This window comes from Fructilactobacillus sp. X7R7C1 (assembly GCF_059901065.1).
Genome location: NZ_JBWXVF010000001.1, coordinates 326872 through 347157, shown reverse-complemented (window position 1 = coordinate 347157; position 20286 = coordinate 326872). Strand labels below are relative to the sequence as shown.

General features: G+C 37.0%; 23 protein-coding genes. 3 read left to right on the top strand and 20 right to left on the bottom strand.

The window, feature by feature from the left end; translation table 11 throughout:
• Window positions 1–69: 69 nt before the first annotated feature.
• The 6 genes from AC6UDC_RS01530 to AC6UDC_RS01505 all read right to left on the bottom strand — a co-directional run bounded on the left by AC6UDC_RS01530 (window position 70) and on the right by AC6UDC_RS01505 (window position 4082).
• A complete protein-coding gene (locus AC6UDC_RS01530; protein WP_500720989.1) occupies window positions 70–1221 on the bottom strand; it encodes a xylulokinase in 1152 nt (383 codons plus the stop codon).
• A gap of 10 nt (window positions 1222–1231) precedes the next feature.
• Window positions 1232–1585 carry an FGGY family carbohydrate kinase gene (locus AC6UDC_RS01525; protein ID WP_500720987.1) on the bottom strand — a complete coding sequence of 118 codons (354 nt, stop codon included), beginning with the start codon at window positions 1583–1585 and terminating at the stop codon, window positions 1232–1234.
• Window positions 1586–1696: 111 nt separating this feature from the next.
• Window positions 1697–2140: a helix-turn-helix domain-containing protein gene (locus tag AC6UDC_RS01520; RefSeq protein ID WP_500720986.1), complete on the bottom strand. Its 444-nt coding sequence runs from the start codon at window positions 2138–2140 to the stop codon at window positions 1697–1699.
• A 13-nt stretch (window positions 2141–2153) separates the two neighbouring features.
• Window positions 2154–2537, bottom strand: coding sequence for a hypothetical protein (locus AC6UDC_RS01515; protein WP_500720984.1), 384 nt, complete (start codon window positions 2535–2537; stop codon window positions 2154–2156).
• A gap of 159 nt (window positions 2538–2696) precedes the next feature.
• A complete protein-coding gene (locus tag AC6UDC_RS01510) occupies window positions 2697–3455 on the bottom strand; it encodes a hypothetical protein (RefSeq protein WP_500720982.1) in 759 nt (252 codons plus the stop codon).
• 129 nt (window positions 3456–3584) lie between these two features.
• Entirely contained in the window at window positions 3585–4082 is a 498-nt protein-coding gene (locus AC6UDC_RS01505) for a methylated-DNA--[protein]-cysteine S-methyltransferase (protein WP_500720980.1), read from the bottom strand.
• Window positions 4083–4213: 131 nt separating this feature from the next.
• Here AC6UDC_RS01505 and AC6UDC_RS01500 point away from each other — a divergent pair, with 131 nt between their 5' ends.
• Complete coding sequence (locus tag AC6UDC_RS01500) at window positions 4214–5260, top strand: zinc-binding alcohol dehydrogenase family protein (protein ID WP_500707586.1); 1047 nt, start codon at window positions 4214–4216, stop codon at window positions 5258–5260.
• The gene (locus tag AC6UDC_RS01495; RefSeq protein WP_500720978.1) at window positions 5250–5390 is read left to right on the top strand and encodes a hypothetical protein; all 141 of its coding nucleotides are present in this window, start codon (window positions 5250–5252) and stop codon (window positions 5388–5390) included. Before AC6UDC_RS01500 ends, AC6UDC_RS01495 begins: the two co-directional genes overlap by 11 nt.
• Before the next feature lie 52 nt (window positions 5391–5442).
• On the opposite strand, the gene AC6UDC_RS01490 is transcribed toward AC6UDC_RS01495, so the two are convergent.
• The 5 genes from AC6UDC_RS01490 to AC6UDC_RS01470 all read right to left on the bottom strand — a co-directional run bounded on the left by AC6UDC_RS01490 (window position 5443) and on the right by AC6UDC_RS01470 (window position 8697).
• Entirely contained in the window at window positions 5443–7278 is a 1836-nt protein-coding gene (locus AC6UDC_RS01490; RefSeq protein ID WP_500720976.1) for a putative glycosyltransferase family protein, read from the bottom strand.
• A 107-nt stretch (window positions 7279–7385) separates the two neighbouring features.
• Window positions 7386–7646: a hypothetical protein gene (locus AC6UDC_RS01485; protein ID WP_500696409.1), complete on the bottom strand. Its 261-nt coding sequence runs from the start codon at window positions 7644–7646 to the stop codon at window positions 7386–7388.
• Window positions 7646–7819, bottom strand: a complete 174-nt coding sequence (locus tag AC6UDC_RS01480) for a hypothetical protein (protein ID WP_500720974.1) — start codon at window positions 7817–7819, stop codon at window positions 7646–7648. Before AC6UDC_RS01480 ends, AC6UDC_RS01485 begins: the two co-directional genes overlap by 1 nt.
• A gap of 61 nt (window positions 7820–7880) precedes the next feature.
• Window positions 7881–8030: a hypothetical protein gene (locus AC6UDC_RS01475; RefSeq protein ID WP_500720972.1), complete on the bottom strand. Its 150-nt coding sequence runs from the start codon at window positions 8028–8030 to the stop codon at window positions 7881–7883.
• Between the two features lie 211 nt (window positions 8031–8241).
• Complete coding sequence (locus AC6UDC_RS01470) at window positions 8242–8697, bottom strand: hypothetical protein (protein ID WP_500720970.1); 456 nt, start codon at window positions 8695–8697, stop codon at window positions 8242–8244.
• 492 nt (window positions 8698–9189) lie between these two features.
• Between AC6UDC_RS01470 and AC6UDC_RS01465 the strand changes: the two genes are divergently transcribed.
• Window positions 9190–10317, top strand: a complete 1128-nt coding sequence (locus AC6UDC_RS01465; protein ID WP_500720968.1) for a DUF3290 family protein — start codon at window positions 9190–9192, stop codon at window positions 10315–10317.
• A 61-nt stretch (window positions 10318–10378) separates the two neighbouring features.
• Here AC6UDC_RS01465 and AC6UDC_RS01460 read toward each other — a convergent pair whose 3' ends face one another.
• From AC6UDC_RS01460 to AC6UDC_RS01420, 9 genes are all read right to left on the bottom strand, one after another.
• Window positions 10379–11425, bottom strand: coding sequence for an acyltransferase (locus tag AC6UDC_RS01460; RefSeq protein WP_500720965.1), 1047 nt, complete (start codon window positions 11423–11425; stop codon window positions 10379–10381).
• 119 nt (window positions 11426–11544) lie between these two features.
• Window positions 11545–13125, bottom strand: a complete 1581-nt coding sequence (locus AC6UDC_RS01455) for a YfhO family protein (protein ID WP_500720961.1) — start codon at window positions 13123–13125, stop codon at window positions 11545–11547.
• A gap of 897 nt (window positions 13126–14022) precedes the next feature.
• Window positions 14023–14628 carry a nitroreductase family protein gene (locus AC6UDC_RS01450; protein WP_500720959.1) on the bottom strand — a complete coding sequence of 202 codons (606 nt, stop codon included), beginning with the start codon at window positions 14626–14628 and terminating at the stop codon, window positions 14023–14025.
• Window positions 14629–14646: 18 nt separating this feature from the next.
• Entirely contained in the window at window positions 14647–15636 is a 990-nt protein-coding gene (locus AC6UDC_RS01445; protein ID WP_500720957.1) for an NAD(P)-dependent oxidoreductase, read from the bottom strand.
• Between the two features lie 11 nt (window positions 15637–15647).
• The gene (locus AC6UDC_RS01440; protein ID WP_500720955.1) at window positions 15648–16640 is read right to left on the bottom strand and encodes an NAD(P)-dependent oxidoreductase; all 993 of its coding nucleotides are present in this window, start codon (window positions 16638–16640) and stop codon (window positions 15648–15650) included.
• A 269-nt stretch (window positions 16641–16909) separates the two neighbouring features.
• Window positions 16910–17668 carry an NADP-dependent (R)-specific alcohol dehydrogenase gene (locus AC6UDC_RS01435; protein WP_500720952.1) on the bottom strand — a complete coding sequence of 253 codons (759 nt, stop codon included), beginning with the start codon at window positions 17666–17668 and terminating at the stop codon, window positions 16910–16912.
• A 113-nt stretch (window positions 17669–17781) separates the two neighbouring features.
• Entirely contained in the window at window positions 17782–18225 is a 444-nt protein-coding gene (locus tag AC6UDC_RS01430) for an aggregation-promoting factor C-terminal-like domain-containing protein (protein WP_500693341.1), read from the bottom strand.
• A gap of 107 nt (window positions 18226–18332) precedes the next feature.
• The gene (locus AC6UDC_RS01425; RefSeq protein WP_500720950.1) at window positions 18333–19148 is read right to left on the bottom strand and encodes an SDR family oxidoreductase; all 816 of its coding nucleotides are present in this window, start codon (window positions 19146–19148) and stop codon (window positions 18333–18335) included.
• 86 nt (window positions 19149–19234) lie between these two features.
• A complete protein-coding gene (locus tag AC6UDC_RS01420; RefSeq protein WP_500720948.1) occupies window positions 19235–20266 on the bottom strand; it encodes a glycosyltransferase in 1032 nt (343 codons plus the stop codon).
• Between the last annotated feature and the right edge of the window lie 20 nt (window positions 20267–20286).

Here is a 20286-nt window from a genome sequence, read left to right as displayed (position 1 = left end):
GCGGGAATGTCAAAAATGTGAGCTTATAAAAAATGCTAAACCACTTAAATAGTTAGCACTCACATTATATTAGCCTTGTTTTTCAACTAACTCACTATACTTCTTATAAAAGCCCTTCGTATCAGTATACGCCAAACGATACAATTCATAGTACTTGTTATACTCTTCGTGTCTTTCAGGATTGGGATCAATCTTTTCATTAATCTTGACCCATTTCTGGACTGCTTGTGGTTGAATTTGATTCAATCCAATTCCAGCCAGAATGGCACTTCCGAGGTCGGCTTCACCACCAGAATCAGTCGTTTTGACGGTCTTACCCGTCACGTCCGCAATAATTTGGACTATTTTTCTAGAACTGCTAACGCCACCCACCAGGGTAAACGAGTCGCCAATGTGATCCCCAAACTGTTCAATACTCTGACGAACAGAGTAGGCAATGGCTTCCTGAAATGCCTTAAATAACTCGTAACGCTTCGTTGTCATTGAAATCCCAAAGATGGTTCCCCGAACGTTGGAGTCCCAGACCGGACTGCGTTCTCCCATAAAGTACGGTAGAACAATCAAGCCATTACTACCAGCGGGAACGTGCTCACTCTCTTCGTCCAGCATTTTCGTACTGTTATTATTATCAACTTCCTGAGCGAATTCACGGGTGAACCACGCAATTACCGCGCCAACCGTGTTAGCTCCGGCGAAGTTATAGTAGTATTCCTTTGGTTTGTAAGCATACGGCCAAATAATCAGATTGTCATCTTTAAGTGGCTTGTCGGTCACAAGTGCCGCATTCATTGACGTTCCTAACGCAATCGTCATGCGACCGGTACCAAGCACTCCCGTTCCGACCGTTGCTGGTCCAACGTCAACCCCAGTATTAAAGATTGGTGTTCCAGCTTTGATGCCCAGTTTTTGCGCCCACTCGTCAGTGACTTGACCGGCGACATCCGTGCTAGCAATCATTTTATGCGGTAATTTATTTAAATCAATGCCTAATTTATCAGCCAATTCAGGTGACCACTCATCATCATTAATGTTGAAAATTCCAGCTAAGTTACCAGCCGCAGAGTAGTTAATGCTGATGTTCCCCGTTAACTTGTAAATGACGTACGATTCTGGTGGCAAAAATTGATAAGTGTCGCGGTACAACTCGGGTTTGTTTTGTTTCAACCACATAATTTTAGTGTAACCGTAGTATGGGTCAGCCAAGTTACCAGTGACGTCCATCAGTTCTGATTTACTGACAAGTTTCAGTGCTTCTTCGGTTTCTTTCGTAGCCCGGCGGATCCATCCAAATTAACGCGGGACCGAGTGGCTGACCACTTCTGTCAATCGGAACTCCAGAACCACCATAGAGACCGTCGATGCCAACGCCAATGATGCGGGTACTATCGACTTTTGGGGCTAATTTTTTAATCAATGACGTCACTGCCTGAAGCCAGTCGTCAGCATTCTCTTGCGCCCATTCTGGATGTGGTGTTTCTAACTGATACGAAGCTTTGTCTTGAGCAATAATTTCACCCGTAGTCGTCATCAAGATGGCCTTGGTGCTTGAGGTGCCGATGTCAATTCCTAAAATGTATTGGGTCATGGGAAGTCTCCTTTGCGAAATAAAGTGAGCTGTTTTGATGACTTAGGTTTAGCTTATTGAGAGTAATTTGTTAATGAGTGAACATAAAACAATGTATCTCAAAAATAAGTATTACAATTCCATCTCAATCGCTAGCTTGTGATTATCATGATGTTCAATCACTAATCTCTCAAAAGCACTCTTGTTCTTAGCCATCTGAAACAGCGCATCCTGTTGGGTACTTTGGACAATGTGATTATTTTCAATTTGGTTCAGTGTTCCATATCCCATCCCCAATGTTTTAGCAAACTCCCTACTAGACAATCCATAACTTTTCCTGAGTTTTCTAACATCTGTTGGCACCATAAACCCCTTTAATTTACGGTAAACATCAAATATCTTATGAATATTTTCGTCTGGATTATTAAAATCTAGCCATTTTTCACCAGCATTATCGACGAGAAAATGTTCGTTAACATTAACATCTACGCCTTTAAAATTGACAGTTTTATTCTCGTAAACATCTCGGTATTGACCAGTTTGGTCTGTTTCTGGATTATATAATAATTTCGTCATTATTTTCTCCTTCCTACTTATAACGATACTGTATTGGATATTCAGCAATATGAATTGAAATCCAATATACTGAATTCTTCTTCAATTGAAATTTTAAATACAAATCATAATTTAATCTAGTTAACCCGAATACCCAAATGTCTCCAGAAATTGGTGGAATGTGGTTATCACTTTCTGGACCACAAACATAATCCTTCCAAGAAAGATTGTCATAAATAAAATTCATGATTCCTACTGAATCCATCTCTAATTTAATTTGAGTTTCCAGGTTTTTAGAACGTCTGCTTACCTGCCAAGTTGATCGATTCTTTTTGATCTCCTTTAAAACACTTTTAGCTTTACACTTAGACGCATTATTCACAGCGTTTATCACCATATCTTCCTTGGCTAATGTCATTATACCATTCGTTTCTAATCAGAAACATAATAATAAATTAACCATAATAAAAAACCATTCAGTTAAACTAATTAACTAAATGGTTTACATCGTGCATATACGCATTAATTACTTATCTTCACAGAGACTTTTTCATAAAAAATACTTTTCTGTTACATCCTACAACTCATACGAATACTTCACATCGTCCGCCTGGGCATCGGACTTAATCAACAAGGTCTCAAATAAATCGGTTAAGCCGACAATTTCGTAAGTGTGAAACGTAATGGTATTTTCTTTTTTATCAATCTCAGTATCAAACGCATTTTCGGTAATGCGCCAGTTCTCGTTGGTCCAGTCTTCCTGATTAAAGGCCTGAAAGGCAATGTAGTTATTAATCAACATCTCACCCTGTTTGGATAACCAAGCGAGCACATTCAAGTCAATTCCCTGAAAGCCTTCCCTTAAGTCTGGTTGCAAAATTTTCTCTGGGTCGTAGGGTTGAAAGACCTCTAAATCAATGTTGTCCTTAATCAAATACTTTTTAGCCCCAATGTAGCCACGTTGAAGTGAGGCAATGGTGGCCTCTTTCATCTTATCATCCATAGGTTGCTCAAATTGACCGTAGACCTCCATGAAAGTTGAAAGGAACTTCTGCTGGTCACGCTGGACGTGGTCGTAAAATTCATCCCCATTGTGGTTCATATCAGCCGCGAGCGCCTCCACCGTCGACGGAATATCATCCCGATTGAAGTCAACGTTGACCATGTACACTCCGATCGCAGCGTTTGACAAATAGTTGTCGACGATTACGTCCCTAATTTGTTGCGGAATCGGTCTGACCTTGTTGAAATCAAACTGATTACTGTTATCGTTGACTCCTGTCGCTACCAATCGTTTAAACACTCGCCCGTTATCTGCCTTAATAATATGTTTCATTTTAAATACTCCATTCATTAATTGATTGTGATTATGACTATACAACATCACACATTTTTACAAAAGTCATTTCACATCAATTTATCGAAAATAAAAGAGACTTCACGACTGAAATCTCGATTTCATTATTTACTTTTTAGGATGCTCAAGATTTACCAAGAAATCACGGGTCATTTCGTTTGTCCGGTATGGATACCGTCCGTTTCGATCCGTCACCCGGTGAAGCGGCAACACGATCCAGATGGGACTTTTTGAAATGGCAGCTTCCACTTTATCCTGACTCACACCAGAACGGTCTGCCAAATCAGAAACCGTGACCAGTTCACCAAACGGGATCTGGGCGATTTCGTTCCAAACCAACCGGTCTTCATCGGAACCGTAGCCCATAAAATCAGTTGGTAAATCAAGACTAGTTGATTTACCTCTCAAATAATTTTTAATTGTTTTACGATACTGCAAGCTGTGCTCACTATTTTTGGCGTACTCAAAATGATCATTCGTATAAAAATCAAGTAGTTGAGACACTCCTTGACCTGGACTGCTTACGAAATTCAATCCATGATCGTCAATCGTGAAGAAGACTTTATCCCCGTTAACATGAACGGAATCCCAATACAATCTTTGCATTTTTTTACCTCATCCCACTCTTTCCATATCATCATTTTATCATAAAATGTGATGGTAACCTAACTCCAGGGAAACAATTATCGCCGTCTGCGTGGTATCCTAGGGGTAGAATACGAAAAAGGAGAACGCTTATGACTAAAGAAATGAATGCCGTTGGTTACACAAAATATCTACCAATTGATGACCCCAAGAGTCTGTTTGATTTCACCACCGAAGTGCCCAAACCGGAACCACACGACCTGTTAGTAAAAGTGGCTGCCGTTTCGGTTAACCCAGTGGACGTTTTCACCCGTGAAGCTCAAAAAGAGCCACTAAAAGAACCGAAAATTATCGGATGGGATGCCGTTGGAATCGTTGAGGCAGTTGGTTCTAAGACCAATCGTTTCAGTGTTGGTGACCGCGTCTTCTACGCCGGTTCACACGTTCGTCCAGGTAGCGATAGTGAGTATCAGGTGGTTGACGAACGCATCGTTGGCATTGCCCCGAAGAAGTTAGACAATGCTCACGCTGCCGCCATGCCACTCACTAGCCTAACGGCGTGGGAGGCCATGTTTGAACAGATGAACATTGACTTTTACGACCGTGACGAACAGAACCACAATAAATCAATCTTAATTATCAATGGTGCTGGTGGAGTTGGTTCAATTGCGACCCAATTGGCCCACCGCGCTAACCTCAAAGTCATTGCCACTGCCGGAAAAGATGAGACGAAACAGTGGGAACTCGATCACGGCGCCGACATCGTTGTTGACTACCACGATGACATCGTTTCAAAGATTCACGACCAGGGCTTCAAATACGTTGACTACATCTTAGATTTACGTAACATCGACGCGTACTGGGACGAAATCTGTGAGTTAATTGCCCCATCTGGCACAATTGTATCAATCACCGGCTCTGGTAAGTCACTCGACATGAGTAAATTAAAGGAAAAACGTGCTCGCTTCGCCTGGGAATACATGTTTACCAAATCCGAATTCCATACTCCTGACATGATCACCCAACACGAAATCCTGGATAAGATTAGTATCATGCTCGATGAGGGAAATTTAGTAAGCACCATGACCAAACAATTTGGTCCCATCAATGCCGAAAACTTACGAAAAGCTACCAAGTTAGTCGAAAGTAAACAAATGATTGGAAAAGTTGTGGTGGCTAATGATGAAAATGAAAAATAATAGTGCCACAAAAGAAACCGAAGACCTAAAAAAGAATGGTCAACTCAAAGAAGCACTTGAGGGACAAAAAGAACAGAATCCTAATCACTATTCTGATATTAGTAAAGGAATTAACTGGAATAATCTTTAACACTAAAAAGGATTGAACCTTTCTCAATGGCTCAATCCTTTTTGTATGTCTATTATTTTTTAATCCTCTTATAAATTCCCCTAACAATCACACATCCGACCGTCACAATCCATGCCAATACCGACAGAGCAACCACTGCCATGAAATGTGCTGGCTTTTGGTATCCAACCGTCAACTGATTCTGACCAGCTTTTTCTTTAACCATTGCTGCTCCAATATCGGAAACGCGATATTGATTACGACTAAGTTTGGCCCCATTCAGTTTAACCGTCGAACTATGGTACAAAATTACCGGAACGGTTCGATAATCATTCTTCGTCTGACTGGTATCAGTGTTCCACTTAACGGTTAAATCACCATTATGGTCCACTTGTTTTTTAAAACCATGATTATTCATGACATCAGCATGGTACTGCGATCCAACCGAATTAAAGTTGGGATTACCAGAATCATTTGGCAAGTAGTCCCCGTTTGACTCAGAAACGTCGCGCAATGGCTTATCAAGGTTGCCACTTATAAAGTCTAAGCGAACCTGTTTCACGCTCAAATCCTTCTTAAATGGACTTTTAGCAGGTGGCAGATACTTGCGTGGCGTCTCCACGTTTGGAAGGGCGCGAATCATGTTACGTTTAATCGGGGAACTCGTCGGGTTATGCCAAACATCTACACCATACTGAACGTTTGAATATGCAAACCAGAGGGCAACAACCGCCATGACAGCTACCACGATTCCCATAAAAATCTTCACGTAGTTGTAGCGAATATCGCCGTGCGATGCGCTGATTTTTTCGTACCAATCACTATTAATCTGACTGATTGACATGAAGAAACCCACCATCAACAAAATGGCCGCGTACGGCAAGAAACGGTACGGGAACTGGATAAAGTTCTGCATGTAGGTCCACTTCTCACCCATTGCGTTCCAGGGTAGCATCGCCGATGATACTAGGAGAAACAAGCCACCCACAATCGTGACCAGAATGTTAGTCAGATTCTTCTTTTTGGCAATAATCATGTAACCCAGTTGGAAGACACAAATCAATGTCAGTACGATTCCAACTTCATTGGGTAAGTTATTATAGAAATTAAAATTAGCCGAATACGTACTCATATCCTTCATCATAAATGGTGGCATGAGTTCGTTTTTCCCAAAAATGTTCAAGAAACCGACGAAGTAATTTCCAGCCAAAATTAACGTTAGGACCACGTTCAACGCAATCTTACCCAGATACTTCCACTTGGATCGAGAACGCCAAAGACCAACGATCGCAAACGGAACTAACATAATGACTGTGAACAAAGCGCTTAGGATGTGCATCTCAAGTAAAATCGCAACGACTAACGCTAATGTCACGTGGATCTTCTTCGGTGAACCGTCCATTAAATTAAGAGCCACCATCACCGCAAAGGGCAGGACGGCTGCGCCCCAAGCTAGGAACTGCGCATCAGTCTGCCAGCCAGTGATGAAGTTTTGTGGCAAATAAATAATGGCGCCGGCTGTGGCAAAAAAACGATTGACTTTAACTCGGCGAAACAAGCCGTACGAACCCAGTCCGGCGATGACATACAGAACAAAACTCGTTACCAGTTGGAAGCTAAACCAACTCTTAGTCGCTAGCAAAACTACGCCCAAAATAAATGCCATGTAAGGTCCATAGACCGCATTGACGATTCGCCCAGTCTGATTGAAGCCGTAGTTAGTCATGAAATAGTTGAAGTTGCCAGTCTGAAGCTGTTTTTCAACGTCATAAATGCGATTAAAATGAAAGAGCGAGTCATTTCCTAGTAGGATACTGTGTGAAAAGTACTGAAGCGCAACTAAGAAAAAGGCCGCCAACAAAATTAAAAGAACCGCTAGCGTCGTTTTAGCATATTTATTTTTCTTCATGATTTCCTCTTATAAGTAATTGTGATTAACTTCTTAATTATCATCGATTATACACTAATTAATTGCCACAAAAAAAGACGGTTACCTATCGTACCGCCATTATCTCGTTATTTTTGATCAGAATTCTGTTGATCGGATTCCTTTTGGAGTTTCTTCTTCTGGTGAATGTAAACTAGCGCCATTACACAAACAATAAACGTCGTAAAGACCACTAGTAACGCCAATAAAATCGTCCAGATTGAGGTTGGTTTAGTTAAAAAGTAAACCACGATAAAGATCACAACCAGCGGCGTTAAGCCCCAGTTGGCAAAGTTATGCAGATTCTTAATCTTTTTGTTTAGTGCTTCCTCTTTACTTTTTGACTCCATTAAAAAGACTCCTTTAGTTTTCCCGTTTTGATATCAAAATCGTGATGATCAGTCGTCCACGTGTTAAAAATTGCTGAATTTTGAGCCGCTTTAAATAAATTATCCTGTTGTTTCGTTTGAACTATTTTATCATTTTCAATCCGATTAAGCATGCTTGAAACAAATTTACTCACAAAAAAAGCGCTTTGTAACTCCTAGATTCACCCTAGTAATTACAAAACACTTCAATAAACTTTATATGGCACCCTTCAAAAGGTTCTCACTAGCACCACGTTGACTGATTAGTTCCATGATCTGACCGGCAATCATAAACAAAGCGACGTTATTAGCGTAAAACATGTGGTCGGTAAAGACCCCTTCGATTAGTGTAATGATAATAATCAAGGCTAAATATGCGGAAATATCATTATCTTTAACAAATACCGATTCTGAAGAATGTAATTAAAGTAGACAACAATCGTTTCACATGCAGCTATTAATTCACTAATCATTTTATTCTTGAACAATATTTTATTAGTTACTAGATAATTTGACAAAGCAATTAACTATAATAATTTATAAAGAAAACACATTTTTTTATAAATTTACTTCGCTATCACTTTTGAGTTACGACACCATTCACATAATTATCATTTAATAATTTCAATTGTTTACTGGAATAACCATCATTAGTATCGAGTGTCCTATGATTTTTATATTTAAAGTCGTACTCATATGATTTTAATTTCACCTTACTACCAACGAATGCATTAGTAATTACAGGTTGCTCAATTACTGTACCACTAAAGGGATGTAAAGGAGGTTGGACATCAACACTTATTGGCTTATCATTCATCGAAATAAAAACTGCTTGATTTCTATTATCTTTATTAAATTTAATTTCATATACATAATTTCCATTTGATTGATCAATATTATCAATAGTTCCGGTTGCGCTAAAATTAACTTTATTAGTTCTTACAATTTCATTCGGATCAATAGCAACTTTCTTAACATATTTGTAAATGACAAAAAAAGGACTATAAATATTACTCCCGAACAGATTAGCCACATACCAGTTTTTTTATGATTGCCCTTTAATCTCCTATTTTTTACATTTTTATTATATAAACTATCTCTAACTAAAAAATAGCCAGTTATTAAAACAATAAAAGCTGCCAGCAATACAAAAATTATTATTATTTTATTAGATAAAAGTTCAGATACTCTATATATAAACCCCTGCGCACTTGAATATTCGATAATAAAACCTCTCCTTACAAAAATATAAAATATAAATGATATAGCTTATAATTATTAATTAATAAAATTCATAAGAATAACCTTATATTACGTATATTATATCACTTTAGATATACGTTAAATTAACTAATTTATAATATAATTTTAAGTCAAAAAATTAACCGTACTTTTGCTTGGAATTATCAATAGTAATTAATGTATTTCAAAATTATAAAAATTAATTTCTTTATAATTTTGAAACACAAACCGCCCGAATTGAGTATAATTGTTACATAACTAATACAGAACTGGAGTGAGAGTAGTGAAGCTTTATTCATATTCATTTATTTCCCACAATTTCAATTTTACCAACTACATCTTTATTGGTTTAATCATTGTGATTGCGTTGGTCATCATTGGAACTGGGATCTTCTATTATCGAAATAGAAGTAATCTAAGATTTCGAAGCCTATTCATCCTAGTTACGATGTTAGGGGCACTGATTATCGCGATGCAGACGGGCCGAGTCTTTCAGCAAAAAAACGCTGATAGTCAAACCACTCAGACCGTCCAAATCATGAAAAACATCAGTAAACAGAAAAAAGTTCCGCTAAACCAGATGTATGCTAGTAGCAATAATCTGGTTGATGGGATGACGATTCAAGCAGGAAAAGACGCCTACGTGGTTCATTTCAATACTGACATGACCAACTACACGGTCACCCCAACTAAATTAGTATCTAAACCCAAGCATATCAACAAGGGTGGCTTCACGTGGAGTAGTAGTGACTCTCAATATTGGACCATCTTCTTGAAGTTCCTGATTGGATTCATCATGATTGTCTTACAGATTAACCTTTCTGGTAAGGGTAACCTGGCTCCGTCAAACGCCGTCGATCAACTCCAGAACTATATTCTTGGTGGAATTATTGGTGGTGTTATTTACAACCAAGACATCACTCCAATTCAATTTGTCATCATTCTGTTAATCTGGTCTGTTATCGTCTTTGCAAGTAAGTTCTTAACCGGAACGAGTAATACGCTGAATAAGCTGATCAATGGAAGTCCGCAGATACTGATTTTAAATGGTGTCGTAAACGTCAACCGTGCACTGCGGAACGGTTTAACTGCTAATCAGCTTGCTTTCAAACTAAGAACTCATGGAGTTAACGACTTCAAGGACGTTAAGAACGCCACCCTTGAAGAAAACGGTCAGTTGACCGTGACGTTAAACGATGAACCTACTATGAACTACCCGATTATTACCGATGGTCAATTAAACGAAAACGTTGCTAAACGTCGTAAATTAAATGACGACCAAGTTGAACAAATGTGTGAGAAACAGGGATGCACCATTCAGGATGTCTACTTAGGTCAATTTGGATCTAAGGGTGATTTAGACCTCGTGTTGTATCCAAGGAAGAGAAAGAGTTTGAAGAAAACTAAATAGATTGTAAATAAATAAGCCCAATCCAGATGGATTGGGCTTATTTTTGTATATATATATATCGTTAAGGCAAAATATCTTTTACAAACGGAACCTTTTTAATTACGTAAACCACTAATCCACAAACTACGTAAGTAAATAATGGCATGACCAGAATATCAAGCCAACTACTAAAGGTTGTTTTTGTCACGTACATAAACAACTTTAAAAAGAAGGGATGCAAGATATAAATTCCTAAACTAACTGAAGCAACTTTAGCTAACAAAGTTTGAAACTTAGGCTTAACAAAGATTTTGTGTGACTCAACAAAATCTTTAATCCAAAGATAAAGTCCAATTACATATATGAACAATAATGGTCCACCATATTCTTTTAAGTTATTGATAACTGGTGGTAATCCCTTAAATATAAGTAATGCAATGACAAAAGAAATGATTAATGATAAAAGTGCAACCCATTTCATAATCTTTAGCCATTTTCGATCGAAGTAACCTACTTTGATTAAATATCCCATAATGAAAAATCCAACATAACTGGTAGAAGCAATTGGGAAAATATATGGAGATAAATCCATATGGAATAAGTTATTATTCAAATATAAAAACAAACTATTAAATAGAAAGTCTAATACTACAATGTAAAATAAAACATTTTTATGATTTTTAGAAAGTACCGATAAAATTGGTGTAAGTAAATACAACGCAATAATGCAGTAAAAGAACCAGAAAGCCCCATTAATGTTTCCAGAGAAAAAGCTCATAATAAAATCACCAATACTAGGATTGGGGTGAACATAATTAACATCTGGAAGCGGATTTTTAAGCATCGAGTCAACGATATAATAGACAATACTCCACACAAGCAATGGAACTACAACCCTAAAAAATCTCTTTTTAAAAAATACTTGCGTGTCATACTTATCACGATACCCAAGTAACGTTGCTCCAGAATTCATTAAAAACAGAAATACAGCTGGCGCAACAATTGCTCTTACCGCTGAATCAAATATTCCTAAGGCACTTGGAGTAAAATCCCAAGATGAATGAATAAATAAAACAAATATAATTGCAATAATATTGATTACATCAATATAAGTTAATCTTTTTTTCATACTATCTCCTAATTATGTAATTTTTAACACAATTACAATGGTATCAGATTTTTAACTAACAAAAAATATAATTTTAATCAAATAAAGGAGTGAAGAAATATTTCTCCACTCCTTTAAAACTAGTTATTCAGTTTATTTCTTCGGTTAACTAAGAAGTTTCTAACAAGTAAAAACAAAAGAAAAATCCATGTGACTAAACTAATCCAAATTGAAACGATTTGTAGAGCTGTCTTCCTATAAATAACCTTAAGATTATTACGTCCCTTGTGTAATTTAACTTGAATCACTTTTTCGGGACTAACCTTAATCGGAACTTCCTTATCATTGTTATAAACATGAAAGCCATTGTAATAAATATTAGGAACTTTGATCCAATCAGTACTATTCTTACTTACTAAATCATAATTAATTTGGTTATATGATGTAGATCTACTTATTTGTTTAATGTGGGACTTCTTACCATTAATCTCAGGAATTGAGTGTTTCAGAAGTGAAGGAACGGAATTTTTAGATTCAGCGGGAAAATAATCATAAACATTATGAAATTCAGAAGTTTCTTTATCAAATGTCTCTTTAGAAACAATAAATGATTGTCCATTCAAACCCGCAGGATCACTTTTAATCTTTTCAGAAGAAGATAACGACAATCCAAGACAAAGTAATAAGAATAAGACCAAAAAAAAGCTTTTATTTCTTAAATTAATATCTACATTTTGAGTTATTAAAACATCATTAATACATTCTCCCCCAACCATGGAAACAAGAAAAACAATAATAAGATAAAATCGATTGGGAAATTGGATCATCCTAAATATCGGCTGTAATGCATGCCAAGGGAATAAATTAGAAGCAATTAAAACAAATATAATACTTTCTACAAACAAATATTTGTAAAATGAATCCATTTTTTTAAAACAAAAAATGGTGAAAATGAAAGCTACAATTGTAATTAATCCTAATCCCATTTGCCAACTTGAAAATCCACCAAAAATCATTGTTTCTAAATTTGGAGCTCTTCCCAATAAATTAATATCTTCTGTTTCTATAAGTAATGGACTATATTGGTGATGATTTATTAATAATGGTAATAAAAATATTGAACTACTAAAAATAGCAATTAGTCCGGAAAAAATAAGGTACAAAAATCTTTTGATCCTGGATTTGTAATTATCAGAATTGAACAAAACTAATCCTAAACTCAAAAAGAGTAACAGACTAACCGTCATAGCAGACACTATGTGTGTCAAAACTACTAACGTCATTCCAATAGATAGAACCCACCATTTTTTATAATCTTTACATAAAATTTGATATAGTCCGTAAAAACATATTGGCAAGAAAATAAAGATCATAACTTCTGAAATATCTTGTCGGAGAAACATATCAAAAGTTCTATATTGAGAGAATACATATATTAATGAGCTTACAATTCCAGCAAATTTACTTCCGCTAATTTTAGCAGAAACTAAATACATAGAAATAAAAGTTGCTAAAGTAATGAAAAATAAAAATATAAAATATGCATTATAAGAGTTAAATCCGATCATCCTAAGCAACAAGTCAGGAATTAACATAAAAGATGGATAAAATAGATTCAATGGATACCCTATTTTCCCACCTGTCTTAGTTAAAATATCGGGAAATAGTTTAGCTAAATTACCATGTTTTATATAACCAAAAGCTTCATTTAATGGTGCCAAATGAAATGGCAAATCCCACGAAACAATTGGTGTGGAACGATACGGAAGTAGAATCAAAATACTCAATAGTATGAATAACAAAATAATAACTAAATTTGGATGTTTTTGAATGATTCTTTTACACTTTGTGATAATAGCACCTCATGGTCAATAAATATTAAATACATATATAATCATATCAGAACTTTTAAAAAAAGGAATAGTATATCAATAAGAGTGAAAAATACAACAGTTAAATCAAAATGTCTAGTTTTGAAAAAATATCATCCAAATCTTGTTTTATAAGTAAAACATCATAATTTAAATAGGAAATATGAGATAACTATGCTAATATTATAATATTGTCGGTGGACATAAAACACTAGCTGGTATTGCCCTGTTTAATGGCAACATTAAACTTAGCATTGGGTGAATTCAGAGAAAACCTAAACATTAGCATGGCAACTCTGAGCTAAGCAGTCAATACTCTGAAATAATTGACTGAAAGTGCAACGACTAACTATTGAGTGAAAACAATAATATAGACACGAGCGCCCAACATCTTTATGCACAACATCTTTATAAAGATGAAGATATAGTCTGAACTTTTTGGAAACAAAAAGAAATCGTGCTTAAATTAACACGATGCTAACACTTTTGGATAGAATGAGAGATCTAGCAGGTAAAGTTCCAGGCTATCCAGCAAGAGACATTACTCATGGCTTAAATAGGACCCTAGATAATTCTAAGCAGTACAAATCTACATTAGGCATTAATGACAAAATGTTTAGATCACTTGAAGGTAAAATCCAGCTATTAAATTTAATTTTAAATAATCATTTGAAATTATTTGTAAAAACAAAATTATCCAACAAAAAGAGCGTGATGATTTTATCTTCACGCTCTTTACGTATTATTCTATTTAAGTACTCTAAATCGCTTGCTATCATCCATGAAATCTTTTTCGCTAGCAAGAGTGTTGATTGAACCGAAGTTCATCTCAGCACGTAACTGCCAGTGATCCGGAATATCAAACGTTGAAGCCACCTGAGCATTAATCAATGGATCATAGTGTTGAATGTTAACACCTAAGCCATTTTCTTCAAGACCGGTCCAAACCGCGAACTGCGCGTTTCCTTGTCCTTCTTCAGACCAGTTGTACATCTCGTATTGATAAGTCTTAAATTGACCCTGCAATTCTTTAACCTTGTCCATATCAGTAAAGAATAAGATTGATGCGTAGGCATCCCTAAAAGTTGAGATTTTTGCCTTGGTGCGAAGGAAGCCATCTGCTGGCACCTTTTCTCTAAGGGCATCTTCAACGATATCCCATAACTTATCGTGATTCTCGTTGAAAAGTACCACAGCTCGAACCGTCTGACCGTTGAAGGCACTTGGTGTGTATTTAATTAATTCCTTGATATAAGTATATAGATCGTCCTGTGAGAAAGGTACATCCTTACCCAAGTCATAGATAGTTCGTCGATTCTTCTCAAGATCTAAGAATTGTTTCTTTAATTCCATGTTCCAAAACTTCTTTCGTCAAATTTGATTCTTGGTCTTTCCCGTTGTCATTGCTTCGTGGAAATTATCATAGCTAACCTTGATCATGTCGACCGTGGCTGGCTTAGTCAGATAACCAATGTGCGGAGTAATAATAACATTTGGATAACGCTTCATCAATTCTAACACGTCTTTATTAGGAAGGTCATCTAATGAGTTGAACTCGTTACCGTCAATCTGATTCTCATCAATAATCACGTCAGCAGCGTAGCCACCAATATTACTACCAGACAATGCAATTGTAACGGCCTTAGTATCAACCAACTCACCACGCGCAGTGTTGACTAAAATAGCGTTCCGTTTCATCTTGGCTAATTCTGGAGCTCCAATCATTTCATCATTTTCACCCGGTACATAAGGAACGTGAAGTGAAACAATGTCAGACTTCTTTAACAACTCATCTTCATCAACGAAGGTTACATCGGGATTGTCATTTGGATGACGTTGATAGCCAAGCACGTTGGCACCAAGATTGTGATACAACTTAGCCTCAGCACTCCCCATGTGACCAACTCCGATAATTCCGACGGTTGCATCATGAATTTCATTACTGAAATACGTTGGCAGAACCCGAAAGTCAGCGTTATTTGTATTTACCGTTGCCTGCGCAACGTGTCTGAATAAGTCCATTCCCATCGTAAGTGCTAATTCGGCAACGGAATATGGTGAATAACTAGGAACGTTAGCAACCATGATTCCGTCCGCCTCAGCAGCATCTAGATCAATGTTGTTGTAACCAACAAAACGGGTAAACAGATACTTAATTCCCATATCCTTGACCTTATCCAAGACATCTTTATCAGCAACACAGGAACCGTCAATCAGGATGGCATCCGTGCCCATTGCCTCGTCAACCGTATCTATCTTTAATGGTCTTTCAACCAAATTTAAATCAAAGTCATATGAATTTAAATCCACAAAGTATTCTTTTTCAAATGGCCTTACGTCATAAGCAGTAATCTTTGCCATTATATCTCTCCTTAGTTTAATGGATGAAGTGGTTTTCCGGTCTCAATCACCTTTTGAAAGTTCTCAAAACTGATGCGAACCATATCCTTATTGGCTTCCTCGGTGAACGAACCCATGTGTGGCGTGACGATCACATTGGGATAGTTCTTCATGAGCTTCTTGTCTTCAGCATTAGGAACATCATCCAAACTATTGAATTCTTTACCCATAATCTGACCTTCATCTAGTAGGACATCGGTTCCATAACCACCAATTTCAAAGTTTTCAACGGCGTCAGCAACGGCGTTGTTATCAACCACGCCGCCCCGAGCTGTATTGACCAGGATGGCATCGTTCTTCATCTGATTGAGTTCGGTCTTGCCAATTAACTTCTCCGTACAAGAAGTGAGTGGAACGTGAATGGAAACAATATCCGATTTTGTAAGTAACTCATCCATGTCAACAAACTTAACGGAATGATTATCGGGATCAGCGTGACGTTGATAAGCTAAGACGTCCGCTCCAACCGCATCATACATCTGGGCTTCAGCCGTTCCAATCCTGCCAGCACCGATGATTCCAACCGTTGAATCGTGAATCTCACGACTAAAGTACAGTGGTAAGATACGAAAATCAGCATCATGCGTGTTGGCGGTTGCTTGAGCAACATGTCTAAAAAGCGTCATTCCAAGGGTAAACGCCAATCCTGCTACCGAATGTGGTGAATAGTCGGGCACGTTAGCAACTTTAATGCCCTTTTCAGTCGCCCGCTTAATGTCAATATTATTAACTCCAACCGAACGAGTAAACAAGTACTCAACGCCATAATCGGCTAAGTGGTCAACGATTGTACCATCAGCGTCGCACATCCCATCAATCAAAACCCCGTTTGATCCCTGAGCCTGACTTACATTGGCCATCGTTAACTTTTCATTGACAAACTTTAAGTCGAATTCTGTTTGATTATAATCTTCAAAGTATTGCTTCTGCATTTCATTAGCATGGTATATTGTTATTTTAAACATTAAACTATCTCCTTATCTTAACAACCCAATTATGAATTAAATCGTGGTTAAAATGCAATTCTTTTCTCTTATTAAATGCTAAAATGTTCATAACCAATCAGAGGAGAATAGTATGGCAAACAAATTTAATAATTTTCACAAAACTCAAGTTAAACGAATCGTAGTAATGGCAGTTGTCATGATCATCTTGGTCATCGCTGGCATTTACGCAATCTTAACGAAATAAAAAGGCGACTCTTTAAAAAAGTCGTCTTTTTTCACGTAAATTTTTATTGAGCCGTGTAGCCACCATCGACCACTAACTCACTACCAGTCGTAAATTCAGATTCATCAGACGCCAAGTAAACTGCTGCGTATGCGATGTCTTCTGGTTTACCTAAGTGTCCCATTGGGGTTTTAGAACGTTGAGACACATATTTAGCAAAATCAGGCTTAATTAGTGGGGTTTGAATGCCACCCGGATGAATTGAATTGACCCGAATGCCATAATCTTTTAGTCCACAATCAATTGCTGCGGATTTCGACATCATCCGAACGCCACCTTTAGCCGCACAGTATGCTCCTAAACCAGGGTCACCAACTAAGCCTTCGATCGATGACATATTCACAATTGAAGCACCAACGTTCTTGTTTTTCATTTGCTTGATGCCTTCACGCATTCCGTAAAAGACTCCGTCAAGATCAATACTTAAAACTTTGTGCCATTCTTCGGTCGTAGTATCTTCAATGGATTTCCCGATAGCAATCCCAGCATTGTTAACTAGGGTAGTTACTTGTCCGAAATCTTTTTCAGTTTCTTCAAACACCTCTGGCCAACGATCTGGGTCAGAAACATCTTGGGTAATAAATTTTACTGAATTAGGATAAATTTTATTAATTTCATCAGCGGCTTGACGGCCTTTATCCTCATTACGTCCGGTAATGGTAACCTTGGCCCCTTCTTTTGCAAACATCTTAGCAATGGCGTAACCAATGCCATGAGTTCCACCAGTAACAACTGCAACTTTGTTCTTTAATCTGTTTGTCATATTTATCCCTCCATTACTTAGTCATTTACCGACTTAACTGTATCATGAACCCTTATAAACGCACACAAAAAGGCTCATGACTTTCATCATGAGCCTTCCGCGCTAAAACTAATTTAGTACCAGTTATTACTTTCCCAATGCTTCTTAGCATTTTGCCATGAACCATAACGATCATGAACGTAGTTGTCAGCCGTACGTTCCTGATTCTCCTTCGAGTAATCCCCGTGAAGGTAAGTCTTAGTCAATTGATACTTTCCATACACTTGTGGATTAGTTGGATTCTCAGCATGATACTCACCACGTGATTCATGATAAGCAATCCAATTCTTAGCTGTCATCTCTGACGGACTTAATTTCGACACTGAACTTTCTGATTTTATAACTTTGACAGGTTTATTGGCGTGTGGTGCTTTTCGAAATTTGACTAGCTTATTAACGGTGGTGTAGCGCGATGAATCAGCATTAACATTAGCGCGTGAGCTATTTGCGACTGCTATGCCCGTGGTAAAAATAGCTGTAACGCTAACTGCTGTAAGAATAATATGTTTCCACTCCATTTTGTTCCTCCTCTCAACAGTCAATACATTAAGGGGAAAAAATTTCAATAATATTAGTAAAATATTACACGGATGTTAAAAAACATTGCAGAAATGGGAATTTAGTATTATATAGTATTCAAAAATTGATTCAATGCTTCTTGCCAAGATGGAATTTTAAAGCCGATATTTTCTGCCTTACTTAAGTCTAAAACCGAATATTTAGGTTTAGGTGCTTGGTAATCCGCTTCCCCAGCTTTAATCAATAACATACCGTAATTCTTATCTTCCAACAGCTTTTTTGCAAAATCATATGGTGTCGCTGTCCCTTGATTAGCCAAATGATAAATGCCATAGGGGGGTCTATTTTGAACTGTATAAAGCATAAATTCAGCTAATGTCTTAGTCCAAGTAGGTCTGCTCAATTGATAAGAATTATTTTTTAGTACTTTATTTATTAAATCATTCCCATACTTACCAAATAACCATGAAGTACGAATTATATAATACTTAGTACATATTTCTTCAATTGCACGTTCCCCCATTCGTTTTTGCTTCCCATATTCGTTAATTGGATTAGGAAAATCATTCGTTTTATATGCAGTTTTCTTTTTACCATCAAAAACTTGATCAGTACTAACGTACACTAAAGTTGCATTTATTTCTCGTGTAGATAGGGCAACATACTCTGTTCCTAGAAAATTTACTTTCTTGTTAATTAACTTTTCTGGACCATTTTCTGCACTATCAATATCCGTATATTCAGCACAATCAAAAACGATTTCAGGATGATGAACTTTAAAATAATCCATCACTTGCTTCTGATTAGTTACATCAACTTCTTTTGACGAAGGTGCATCAAATTCGATTTGTTTCTCGTTTAATAGGTCAACCAATCCATGACCTAGCTTACCTGTTGAACCCAGTACCAATACTTTCATCATAAAATCACTCCCATAAAAAATAACAACGCGATGATCATTAGCTAATAATATTAACTAATAGATTAACACGTCGTTTCTAATTTGTTTTATTTAATTTTCTCAAGCACCTGGTTAAAGGCTTGTTTAGTGTAAAAGCCATCATGAAGTTTTTTTGAAATTTCATGTGCATTATCAACCATTTGGGTAAAATCTTCATTAGTTACTTTTTTAAGTGATGAAGCTAGGTTAGAGATAGAATCCACTGATAACCCAACGTGATGCTGTTTTACAAATTTCGCTACGGCTGATTCTTCCCAGACAATCACTGGCATTCCAGCACTCAGATATGACGATGCCTTATAGGGGTTATTGTAGCGCAAATAGTCGCCAATCTTGCCATCAACAGTATCAACACTATTGCCATCCCACACTAATCCGTAACCATGGCCTAACTTCTTTGATAACACGTCCGGTGACACACTTCCCATGTACTCTAATGAGGAATTCAGTGTATTTGGATCATTAATATTTCCAAAGACTTCGCATTTAACTGCCCTTGAAACGTTTAGATATTTTAAAAAGACTGACTTATTCAAGTTTCCCGCAAACGTCACGTTATCTTTGTATTTTATCCCGTTTTTTTGACTTTGAACGTCAGAAAAATAGTCAAAGATTTCAAGGTCCACACATGGAACGTTTAATCCATTTTCTTTTAACGTATCTGACATCGTACTATTCGGTGAAATAACGGCCGTAAAGTTATTTAAAAACTCGGCTTCTTCCTTGACGGTGGAAAAGGTACTGTTAGGAAAACGTAATGAATCAATATCATGGATCACTGCCACCGTCTTGACGTGACGGTCATTAAGATACTTTAAAAGTGTTTCTTCAAATTGTTTTCCAGAATAAATTGGATACTGAATAACAATTACATCAGTTGATTTAAGGTGATACTTGTCAAGTTTATTAATTCGATAATTGATCAAAAAATGACGATCGAATTTGCCATACTTATATTGCTTTAAGTATGCCATTTGAAAACCATAATCGTTTTCAAGAACTTCATTAATGTCCTCTTTGGGCTTGCCAATCCCGTCATTTGCTTTTGACCGGACCACATCAATAATCAATTTTTTCATCAGTTCCACTAAACTCCTTC

What these genes read in the sequence shown, in the direction of transcription:
- AC6UDC_RS01530 (WP_500720989.1), bottom strand. Translation starts at nt 1,221, where the DNA reads ATGGACGTCACTGGTAACTTGGCTGACCCATACTACGGTTACACTAAA.
- AC6UDC_RS01525 (WP_500720987.1), bottom strand. Translation starts at nt 1,585, where the DNA reads ATGACCCAATACATTTTAGGAATTGACATCGGCACCTCAAGCACCAAG.
- AC6UDC_RS01520 (WP_500720986.1), bottom strand. Translation starts at nt 2,140, where the DNA reads ATGACGAAATTATTATATAATCCAGAAACAGACCAAACTGGTCAATAC.
- AC6UDC_RS01515 (WP_500720984.1), bottom strand. Translation starts at nt 2,537, where the DNA reads ATGACATTAGCCAAGGAAGATATGGTGATAAACGCTGTGAATAATGCG.
- AC6UDC_RS01510 (WP_500720982.1), bottom strand. Translation starts at nt 3,455, where the DNA reads ATGAAACATATTATTAAGGCAGATAACGGGCGAGTGTTTAAACGATTG.
- AC6UDC_RS01505 (WP_500720980.1), bottom strand. Translation starts at nt 4,082, where the DNA reads ATGCAAAGATTGTATTGGGATTCCGTTCATGTTAACGGGGATAAAGTC.
- AC6UDC_RS01500 (WP_500707586.1), top strand. Translation starts at nt 4,214, where the DNA reads ATGACTAAAGAAATGAATGCCGTTGGTTACACAAAATATCTACCAATT.
- AC6UDC_RS01495 (WP_500720978.1), top strand. Translation starts at nt 5,250, where the DNA reads ATGAAAAATAATAGTGCCACAAAAGAAACCGAAGACCTAAAAAAGAAT.
- AC6UDC_RS01490 (WP_500720976.1), bottom strand. Translation starts at nt 7,278, where the DNA reads ATGAAGAAAAATAAATATGCTAAAACGACGCTAGCGGTTCTTTTAATT.
- AC6UDC_RS01485 (WP_500696409.1), bottom strand. Translation starts at nt 7,646, where the DNA reads ATGGAGTCAAAAAGTAAAGAGGAAGCACTAAACAAAAAGATTAAGAAT.
- AC6UDC_RS01460 (WP_500720965.1), bottom strand. Translation starts at nt 11,425, where the DNA reads ATGAAAAAAAGATTAACTTATATTGATGTAATCAATATTATTGCAATT.
- AC6UDC_RS01450 (WP_500720959.1), bottom strand. Translation starts at nt 14,628, where the DNA reads ATGGAATTAAAGAAACAATTCTTAGATCTTGAGAAGAATCGACGAACT.
- AC6UDC_RS01445 (WP_500720957.1), bottom strand. Translation starts at nt 15,636, where the DNA reads ATGGCAAAGATTACTGCTTATGACGTAAGGCCATTTGAAAAAGAATAC.
- AC6UDC_RS01440 (WP_500720955.1), bottom strand. Translation starts at nt 16,640, where the DNA reads ATGTTTAAAATAACAATATACCATGCTAATGAAATGCAGAAGCAATAC.
- AC6UDC_RS01435 (WP_500720952.1), bottom strand. Translation starts at nt 17,668, where the DNA reads ATGACAAACAGATTAAAGAACAAAGTTGCAGTTGTTACTGGTGGAACT.
- AC6UDC_RS01430 (WP_500693341.1), bottom strand. Translation starts at nt 18,225, where the DNA reads ATGGAGTGGAAACATATTATTCTTACAGCAGTTAGCGTTACAGCTATT.
- AC6UDC_RS01425 (WP_500720950.1), bottom strand. Translation starts at nt 19,148, where the DNA reads ATGATGAAAGTATTGGTACTGGGTTCAACAGGTAAGCTAGGTCATGGA.
- AC6UDC_RS01420 (WP_500720948.1), bottom strand. Translation starts at nt 20,266, where the DNA reads ATGAAAAAATTGATTATTGATGTGGTCCGGTCAAAAGCAAATGACGGG.